Origin of the sequence: Methylobacterium sp. WL69 (assembly GCF_008039485.1) — a bacterium.
Taxonomy (GTDB): domain Bacteria; phylum Pseudomonadota; class Alphaproteobacteria; order Rhizobiales; family Beijerinckiaceae; genus Methylobacterium.
This window is the reverse complement of the sequence record NZ_VRUZ01000132.1, coordinates 1-8,879: the sequence shown is the minus strand read 5'-3', so window position 1 is coordinate 8,879 and position 8,879 is coordinate 1. Positions and strand designations below refer to the sequence as shown.

Here is an 8,879-nt window from a genome sequence, read left to right as displayed (position 1 = left end):
GCCCGACTCGCTCCGGGCCTACCGCGACGGCGTCGCGGCCGGGCCCGCCGGCCCGCACGCCCGGCCGCTCAGCGCGCTCCGCGACCCGGCGGTGTTCGACGCCACCCTCTCGGCCTTCGCGGCGGGGCTCGGGGCCCGATCCGAGGCGGCGGACCGGCGCATCCTGGTGTCGTACTGGAGCCAGTTCTACCTCGCGGCCCTGGCGACGCCGGCCCTCACCGCCCTGGTGCGCCTCGGCCGCCCGCTCCCGCTCGCCTTTTCGGCGACGGGCCTCGAACTCGACGGGGCCGGCCGGCCCGCCCGGCTCGTCGTGGCGGGCGACGGCGACCCGTCGGCCCGCGTGGCGCCCGGCCTCGCGGGCCTGGTGGAGGGCCACCTGCGTCCCTTCGTGGAGCTCTGCCACGCACGGAGCGGCGTCGCGCCCCGGGTCCTGTGGGGCAACGCCGCCGTGATCCTCGGCCACGTCGCCGGCGAACTCGGCGGCGGCGACGCCCCCGCCGGCGCCGAGGTGGCAAACTGCCTCGGATGGTGCGGGGGCGCCGCCTGCGCTAGGACCCCCCTGGCGCAGGCCCTGTGCCCCGGCGCCGGGGGCTGCCGGCGGCGGCGCGCGTGCTGCCTGCGCCATCGCCTTCCGGGCGTTCCCTCCTGCGGGGCGCTCTGTCCCCTTGAACCCGTCGCCGACGCGTGAACCGGTCCCCGATGCTGAAAGCCTTCCTCGCCTATTACAGGCCGCACCGGACGCTGTTCCTCGTCGATTTCGGCTGCGCCGTCCTGTCGGGCCTGCTCGAACTCGGCTTCCCCATGGCGGTGAAGGTCTTCGTCGACGTGCTGCTGCCGCGCCAGGACTGGCAGCTCATCCTCCTCGCGGCCCTCGGCCTCGGCCTCGTCTACGTCGCCAATGCCGGCCTGATGGTGGTGGTCACCTACTGGGGCCACGTCCTCGGCATCAACATCGAGACCGAGATGCGGGCGCGGGCCTTCGATCACCTGCAGATCCTGTCGTTCCGGTTCTACGACAACCAGAAGACCGGCCACCTCGTCGCCCGCGTGACCAAGGACCTCGAGGAGATCGGCGAGGTCGCCCATCACGGGCCCGAGGACCTGTTCATCGCCGTGATGACCCTGTTCGGGGCCTTCGGGCTGATGCTGTACGTCCATGCGCCCCTGGCCCTGATGACGGCGGCGATCCTGCCGGTCATCGCCTTCGTGACCCTGCGCTACGGCGGCCGCATGACCCGGAACTGGCAGGCGCAGTACGGCCGGGTCGGCGCCTTCAACGCCCGCATCGAGGAGAATGTCGGGGGGATGCGGGTGGTCCAGGCCTTCGCCAACGAGCCCCACGAGCGGCGCCTCTTCGCCGGCGACAACGCCCTCTACCGCACCACCAAGCTCGAAGCCTACCGGATCATGGCGGCGAGCCTGTCGATCAACTACCTCGGCATGCGGCTGGTCCAGATCGTGGTGCTGCTCGGCGGCGCCGCCTACGTGGTCCGGGGCGAGCTCAGCCCCGGCGGCTTCGTCGGCTTCCTGCTGCTGGTCGGCGTGTTCTACCGGCCGCTGGAAAAGATCGGCGCCGTGGTCGAGACCTACCCGAAGGGCATCGCCGGCTTCCGGCGCTACGCCGAGCTCCTGGCGACGGTGCCGGACATCGTCGACCGCCCCGGCGCCGTGGCGGCGGGGCCCCTGCGCGGCGACATCCGGTTCGAGGGCGTCGGCTTCGGCTACGCCGCGGGCCGGCCGGTCCTGTCCGGTCTCGACCTCGCCATCCGGGCCGGCGAGACCGTGGCGTTCGTCGGGCCCTCGGGCGCCGGCAAGACGACGCTCTGCTCCCTGATCCCGCGCTTCTACGAGGTCGAGACCGGCCGGATCACCATCGACGGGACCGACATCCGCGACCTGACCCTGGCCTCCCTGCGCCGCCAGATTGGCATCGTCCAGCAGGACGTGTTCCTGTTCGCCGGCACGATCCGGGAGAACATCGCCTACGGCCGCCTCGACGCCGACGACGGCGATATCCGGGCGGCGGCCGGGCGGGCGCGCCTCGACGCCCTGCTGGCCTCCCTGCCGGACGGCCTCGACACGGTGGTCGGCGAGCGCGGCGTGAAGCTGTCGGGCGGCCAGAAGCAGCGCCTCGCCATCGCGCGGGTGTTCCTCAAGAACCCGCCGATCCTCATCCTCGACGAGGCCACCTCCGCCCTCGACACCGAGACCGAGCGCGAGATCCAGCACGCCCTTGCGGACCTCGCGCATGGCCGCACCACCCTCGTCATCGCGCACCGCCTCGCCACCATCCAGCAGGCCGACCGCATCGTGGTGGTGGGGGAGACCGGCATCGTCGAGCAGGGCCCGCACGAGGCCCTCCTCGAATCCGGAGGCGCCTATGGCCGCCTCTACGCGGCGCAGTTCGCGTCCGGGCGGCGCTGAGCCCGGTCGGGGGATGGTTTTCGCGGCGCGAATCAGCGCCTCTTCCGGGGTCGGGTGGCGGCTGGCCGTGACCGACCGAGGGGGAGCAGGCGGGATTGGCGGCACGGGGCGCGGATGGGGCTGAGGTGCCGACGGATCTCGCAATCCGGCGCGTGACGCGCGAATTGCGCCGGCTGGAAGCCCTGGCCGCGCGGCGGCGCCTGCGCGTGCGGGTGCTGCGGGCCCTGCGCGGCCTCGGCGGTGCCGGCGCGACCTTCGCGGCCCTGGTCAAGCTCAAGCTCGCGGCGTCCCTCGGCCTGAAGCTCGGCCTCGCCGCCCTCGTCGGCCTCGGCCTCGCCTGGCCGTTCGTCGCCCTGGCGATCCTCACCCTCATGGGCCTCGTCCTGGCCGTCCTCGCCCTGATCTCGGGCAGCGGCGAGGCCGGCGACCTCTTCTGTCCCGAGCCGTCCGGCTGCGAGAGGCGCGAGCGCCGGGCGGCCCGGCTGAAGCAGCTCATCGCGACGCGGCGGGCCTGGCTCGACGCGGCGGCGGACTCGCCCCGGCCGCCGGCCTGATCGGCGCGGATGCGACATCGCGGACGGCCGGGGCCACGTCCGCGGGGCCGGCTTTAATCCCCCGGACGGCAACGATGTGGCATGGCTCCGGTTGTCGTCGGCGCAGGGTGAGGGGCACGGGTCTGGACATGGAACGGTCGAACGACTTTGCCGGGCACGATGGCCCGCATTCCGAGCCCGACGCGGTGGAGACCGTCGGGGATGCCGAGGCCGTGGTCCTCGAACCCCTGGCCGACTACCCCCGGATCGACCTGCGCGGCGCCGGCGAGCCGTGGGAGAAGCGCCGCGCCGCCGGCAAGGTCCTGCGCGAGACCGTGCCGCACGAGAGCCACGCCCCCCTGTTCCTGCCGCCGGACCGGCCCGATCCCGTCAGCCTCGTCGAGGGCGCCCATGACGGGCGCCAGGCCCACCTCGTCCCCCTGCGGGTGGCCCGCATGGCGAGCTCGCCCTTCGCCTTCCTGCGCGGGGCCGCCCACGTCATGGCCTGGGACCTGGCGCAGTCGCCCCGCAGCGGCATCCTGGTGGCGATGAACGGCGATGCCCACATCTCGAACTTCGGCCTGTTCGGCACGCCCCAGCGCGACGTGGTCCTCGACCTCAACGATTTCGACGAGGTCACCATCGGCCCGTGGGAATGGGACCTGAAGCGCCTCGTCGCCAGCATCGAGGTGGCGGCGCGCGGCGACAACGTCCCGGCGCCCGAGCGCCGCGCGGCGGTGATCGCGGCGGTGGGCGGCTACCAGCACACCATGACGGATCTGGCGCCCCAGGGACCCCTCGACGTCTGGCAGCAATCGGCCCGGGCCGACAACCTCGATTTCACCGGGTTCCGCATCGACGCCGAATCGCAGGGCGTGGTGCGCAAGGCCGTCGAGAAGGCGCGCAAGCGCACCAACCAGACCCTGCTCGCCCGGGTCGGCGAGCGCCGGGTCGACGGCGGCTGGCGCTTTCGCGAGGACCCGCCGATCCTCACCCGCGTCGACGACGCCACCCGCGACGCCGTGATCTCCGGCCTCGAACACTACGCCGACACCCTGCCGCGCGAGCGCCGGTTCATGCTGAGCCGCTACCACGTGGTCGACGTCGCCCACCGCGTCGTCGGTGTCGGCAGCGTCGGCACCCGCGCCTACGTGGCGCTCCTGTGCGGCAACTCGGATCAGGACGTGCTCTTCCTCCAGGTGAAGGAGGCCGTGCGCCCGGCCCACGCGCCGTATCTTCCCGGCATGCCCGAGCCCTATGCCAGCCACGAGGGCGAGCGGGTGATCTACGGCCAGCGCCTGCTCCAGGCGGTGGGCGATCCCCTGCTCGGCTGGACCACCATCGCCGACCGGCCGTTCTACGTGCGCCAGATGAAGAACATGAAGGGCGAGATCCCGGTCTCGTGCATGACCGGCCAGCCGCTCCTGTACTTCTCCTGGGCCTACGGCGCCCTGCTGGCCCGGGCGCACGCCCGCACCGGCGATGCCGCCGCCATCGCGGGCTATTGCGGCAAGGACCGCCACGCCGACCTGCGCGAGGCCCTGGCCGACTGGGCCGACGCCTACGGCGAGCGCAACCAGGCCGATTACGAGATCTTCCTGGCCGCCATCGCCGACGGCCGCCTCGAGGCCGCGCCCGATCCGCATCTGTGACGATCCGCCGGGCCCGAGCGGTGGGTGGAGCCGTGCGGGACGCTTGATTCTCGGGGGCGCCCCCCGGAGGGTGGGGCATGGCGCGCCGCATTCACCGGACCACGGATTTCCTCGCCGACGCCCTGCACCGGCTCGGCATCGCGGCGGGCGCCGTGGACCGGGACGCCCTGCGCGAGCGCCTCGGCCTGCCGGAACTCGGCGGCGTCTGCGAGGACGACGCCGTGGCCCGCGCCCTGCGGGCCTCCGACGCCCGCCGCGACTTTCTGCGCGACGGCGTCCCGGTCCTCGCCCAGGCGATCCCGGCCCTGCGGGCGGAGGCCGATCCGGACGGAACCCTGCGCTGGCGCGTGCGGGTGCTGTGCCCGCTGCTGGACGACAACCGCCTCGACCTGCGCATCGACACCGCAATCGATGCGGACGCCGCCGAAATCCTCGACGAGATGACGCTCGGCAACGATCCGGCGTGGCGCCGCGACGCCCTGCGGGCGCGGGTGACCCAGGTCGCCGGCCGCACCCGCGGCGCCCTCAACCGCACCATCCTGCGCCTGCGCGACCAGATCCGCGCCGACATGGCCGAGACCGGGGCCGACGCCGTCACCTACATCGCCCACCTCGACCGCTCCCTGCGCTCGCGGGTCTTCACCGACGGGCCGGACGTGGCCGCCGCCATCCTCGACACCCTGAAGGGCGTCCGCGCTCGGGGGCGGGTGGTGGCGCAGGAGGCCTCCGGCACCCGGCGCCTGCGCGACCGGGCGGGATTCGGGTCCTACATCGACAAGTTCTCCGCCGCCCGGCGCCTCGGCCGACGCATCGTGTTCCACATGGGGCCGACGAATTCCGGCAAGACCTACGCCGCCCTCGAAGCCCTGGCGAAGGCCGGCACCGGCACCTACCTCGCGCCCCTGCGGCTGCTGGCCCTGGAGAACTACGAAAACCTCGCGGCGCGCGGCCTGCGTGCCGGCATGGTCACGGGCGAGGAGATTTTGGGCGAGCCCGACCCGACCCACACGGCCCGCACCATCGAGACCGCGGACCTGCGCCGGCCCATCGCCGTCGCGGTCATCGACGAGATCCAGATGCTGTCCGACCCCGACCGGGGCTGGGCCTGGACCAACGCCCTGTTCGGCATCCCGGCCCGCCTCGTCATCGTCTGCGGCGCCGAGGACGCCCTCTCGGCCGTGCGGCGCGCGGCGGAGGCGGCGGGCGAATCCCTCGACGTCGTCACCTTCACCCGCAAGACGCCCCTGGTCGCCCTCGACGCGCCCGTGCCCCTGGAGGCGGTGGAGCCGGGCGACGCCGTCGTGGCGTTCTCGCGCCGGGCCGTGCACGAGAACCGCGAAATCCTGGTGGCCGCCGGGCGCTCCGTCGCCACCATCTACGGCGCCCTGTCGCCGGAGGTGCGCCGCGCCGAGGCCGGGCGGTTCCGCGACGGCGAGGCCGAGGTGCTGGTCACCACCGACGCCATCGGCATGGGCCTCAATCTCGGCCCCCTCAAGCGGGTGATCTTCGCCGCAATCGCCAAGTGGGACGGCACCGCCGTGCGGGCGCTGACCAACGCCGAGATCCGCCAGATCGCCGGCCGCGCCGGCCGCTTCGGCCATCAGGAGGCGGGCTACGTCGCCGCCACCGACGACGACGGACTCGGGCCGATCCGCGACGCCCTATCGGGCGCGCCGACGGCGCCCGCCGCCGACACCCGGTTCTTCGTCCGGCCCGACCTCGCCGCCATCGAGGCGGCGGCGGCCGAACTCGGCACGGAGTCCCTGAGCACGGTCATGGCGCACTTCTCCCGCGCGACCTTCTACGACGGCTCGCCGTTCCAGCCCTCGGCCCTGGAGGAATTTTTGGGGGCCGCCGAGGCGGTGGACGGGGTCGCCCTGCCGATCCGCGAAAAATTCGCCTTCGCGGTCACGCCCATCGACCGGCGCGACCCCATCGCCGTCGACGTGGTCGCGCGCTGGGTCCAGGCGCGGGCCCTCGGCGCCACCGTGCCGGCCCTGCGCGCCGATCCCCAGGGCGACCTCGTCTATCAGGAGCGCACGGTCCGCCTCGCCAGCGCCTACCTGTGGCTCGCCCGGCGCTTTCCGGAAACGTTCGATGACGTCGCCGCCATGCGCGCCGTCCGCGAGCGCGCCAACGCCTCCATCGAGCGGACGCTCAGGGAGACGGCGACGCTGAAGGTCGCTCGGCGCAGGGATCTGGAAAAGGCCTTGGCGAAAGCGGACTGAGAGCGGTCGCCAACCGGCCCTCCTCCCCCTTGCGGGCTACGGCATTCACACATCTCGCGGGATGCTCGGGTCCCCTCTCCTGGAAGGAGAGGGACAGGGTGAGGTGTGGGACTTATTCGGAGAGTTCGCACACCTCACCCCAACCCTCTCCTTCCAGGAGAGGGGGCCTGTCGCGCCTGATGCCGGCTCATTGCGGCTCTCGATATCAGCCACCGGGCGGATGTGTGAATCCAATAGCCCCCTTGCGGGGAGGAACTGGCGGTGGGGGTGGTTGGGTGACCCTCAGCTTGCGGAGGCCGGCGGAGCCACCCCCACCCTCGATCCCTCCCCGCAAGGGCAGAGCGATCGCAGCTGATGGTCGCGGTCTGAAGCCGCCGCAGAAGAGGGTTGTCGAACAAGCACGGCCCCCGTGCGCATCCCCTCGCCCCGCCTGCGGGGAGAGGGACGCGTCTCCCCCCTGCCGGGGAGCGCGTCGAGGCGGCAGCCGAGGGTGAGGGGGCGAATCCGGAAGAGGCTCCTCCGACGCAGCCCCCTCACCTTCGCTGCGGCTTCGCCTTCGCTCGCCGCAGGCACGACGGGGTGCCTGCGGCCCTCTCCCCGCAGGCGGGGAGAGGGGGATGCGCGCAGACGCTCTGCACCAAGGGGCAAGGGCCGGCCCAAACGCATGCATCCTTCTGCGATCGCCCCGCCACAAGGGGGAGGGCGGTCCACCCCCCCCAAAAAACTCACTCCACGCGCTGCCAGCCCGGTCCCATCAACCGTTCCTGGGGGGTGAACTTCGCCTTGTAGTCCATCTTACGGGAGCCCTCGACCCAGTAGCCGAGGTAGAGGTAGGGCAGGCCGAGGTCGCGGGCGCGGCGGATGTGGTCGAGGATCATCAGGGTGCCGAGCGAGCGGTGCGCCTCCGCCGGATCGTAGAACGAGTAGACCATGGACAGCCCGTCGGAGAGCACGTCCGTGAGGCACAGGGCGATGGTGGGGCCGACGCCGCGCCCGTTGATGGCCGTGTCGGGCCCGCGCCGGCGATAGGCCACGAGGTGGGTGTCGACGTGGCTGTCCTCGATCATCATGGCGTAGTCGAGCACGGTCATGTCGACCATGCCGCCGTCGCCGTGGCGGGCGTCGAGGTAGCGCCGGAACAGGGCGTACTGCTCGGAGACCGGGCGGTTCGGCTCGGGGGCGCCGACGAGGTCGGCGTTGCGCTGGAGGATGCGGCGCTGGCTCGCCGAGGGCGCGAAGTCCGCCACCACCACCCGCACGGAGATGCAGGCCCGGCAGCTCTCGCAGGCCGGCCGGTAGGCGATGGTCTGCGAGCGGCGGAAGCCGCCCTGGGTCAGGATCTCGTTGAGGTCGCGGGCGCGGCGCCCGACGAGGTGCGTGAACACTTTCCGTTCCTCCTGCCCCGGGAGGTAGGGGCAGGCGGACGGCGCGGTCAGGTAGAATTGCGGTGTGTCGCGGGAATGGCTCGTCACGCGGTCGGTCGTCCACAGCCTCGGGACGCGCCGCGCGGCCCTGGAACCGAGTGTAGCCACAACCTCGGCCGGCTCAACACCCGCGCGGGCTCACCGCCACCGATTTTCGCGCCGCGGCCTCAGGCCGCCCGCACCACGGCGAGGCCGAGGACCAGGTCGTGGCCGAGGCGCCGGTCGGGCCGCACGAGGCCGATGACCACATCGAGGGCCCAGAGCAGGAAGGTCGAGATCGCCACGTAGAACAGCAGGGCGTGGACGGCCGCCGTGATCATGTCGACCCGCGTGCCGGCCTGGTTCACCACCCGCAGGCCCATCATCCGCATGCCCCAGGTGCCCTGGCCGGCGCCGCCCACCGTCACGGCGCTGTAGAGGATGCCGCTCGCCGGCAGCACCGCGAACAGGGTCCAGCCAAGCCCGAACGTGAGGGCGCCGACCACGGTGATCAGCAGGGTCAGGAGCGCCGTGAACCCGAAGATGAACAGGATGTCGAGCAGATAGGCGACGAAGCGTGCGCCGAGGCTCGCCCGGACCACGGGCAGGGCCATGGGGGCGCCGTAGGCGGTCTGGGGG

7 protein-coding genes are annotated in these 8,879 nt (G+C 72.9%); 5 read left to right on the top strand and 2 right to left on the bottom strand.

Translation table 11 applies throughout. The features are described 5' to 3' along the window. From fhuF to FV218_RS20975, 5 genes are all read left to right on the top strand, one after another. Window positions 1-688 (top strand): siderophore-iron reductase FhuF (gene fhuF, locus FV218_RS20995; RefSeq protein ID WP_147711410.1); only part of this gene is annotated, 688 nt, incomplete at its 5' end. Between the two features lie 11 nt (window positions 689-699). Further along, window positions 700-2,424: an ABC transporter ATP-binding protein gene (locus FV218_RS20990; protein WP_147711409.1), complete on the top strand. Its 1,725-nt coding sequence runs from the start codon at window positions 700-702 to the stop codon at window positions 2,422-2,424. Between the two features lie 125 nt (window positions 2,425-2,549). After that, a complete protein-coding gene (locus FV218_RS20985) occupies window positions 2,550-2,978 on the top strand; it encodes a hypothetical protein (RefSeq protein ID WP_147711408.1) in 429 nt (142 codons plus the stop codon). A gap of 128 nt (window positions 2,979-3,106) precedes the next feature. Beyond that, window positions 3,107-4,609, top strand: a complete 1,503-nt coding sequence (locus FV218_RS20980; protein ID WP_082476539.1) for a DUF2252 domain-containing protein — start codon at window positions 3,107-3,109, stop codon at window positions 4,607-4,609. A 77-nt stretch (window positions 4,610-4,686) separates the two neighbouring features. Further along, entirely contained in the window at window positions 4,687-6,837 is a 2,151-nt protein-coding gene (locus FV218_RS20975) for a helicase-related protein (RefSeq protein ID WP_147711407.1), read from the top strand. A 725-nt stretch (window positions 6,838-7,562) separates the two neighbouring features. Here the strand turns inward: FV218_RS20975 and FV218_RS20965 are convergent. Both FV218_RS20965 and FV218_RS20960 read right to left on the bottom strand, forming a co-directional pair. Continuing rightward, entirely contained in the window at window positions 7,563-8,309 is a 747-nt protein-coding gene (locus FV218_RS20965) for an arginyltransferase (RefSeq protein ID WP_056092923.1), read from the bottom strand. A gap of 119 nt (window positions 8,310-8,428) precedes the next feature. Then, window positions 8,429-8,854: an RDD family protein gene (locus tag FV218_RS20960; RefSeq protein ID WP_246685219.1), complete on the bottom strand. Its 426-nt coding sequence runs from the start codon at window positions 8,852-8,854 to the stop codon at window positions 8,429-8,431. Window positions 8,855-8,879 lie beyond the last annotated feature (25 nt).

Bases quoted from the DNA above. Each gene is read 5' to 3' on its own strand.
- FV218_RS20990 (WP_147711409.1), top strand. From the start codon at position 700: ATGCTGAAAGCCTTCCTCGCCTATTACAGGCCGCACCGGACGCTGTTC.
- FV218_RS20980 (WP_082476539.1), top strand. From the start codon at position 3,107: ATGGAACGGTCGAACGACTTTGCCGGGCACGATGGCCCGCATTCCGAG.
- FV218_RS20975 (WP_147711407.1), top strand. From the start codon at position 4,687: ATGGCGCGCCGCATTCACCGGACCACGGATTTCCTCGCCGACGCCCTG.
- FV218_RS20960 (WP_246685219.1), bottom strand. From the start codon at position 8,854: ATGGCCCTGCCCGTGGTCCGGGCGAGCCTCGGCGCACGCTTCGTCGCC.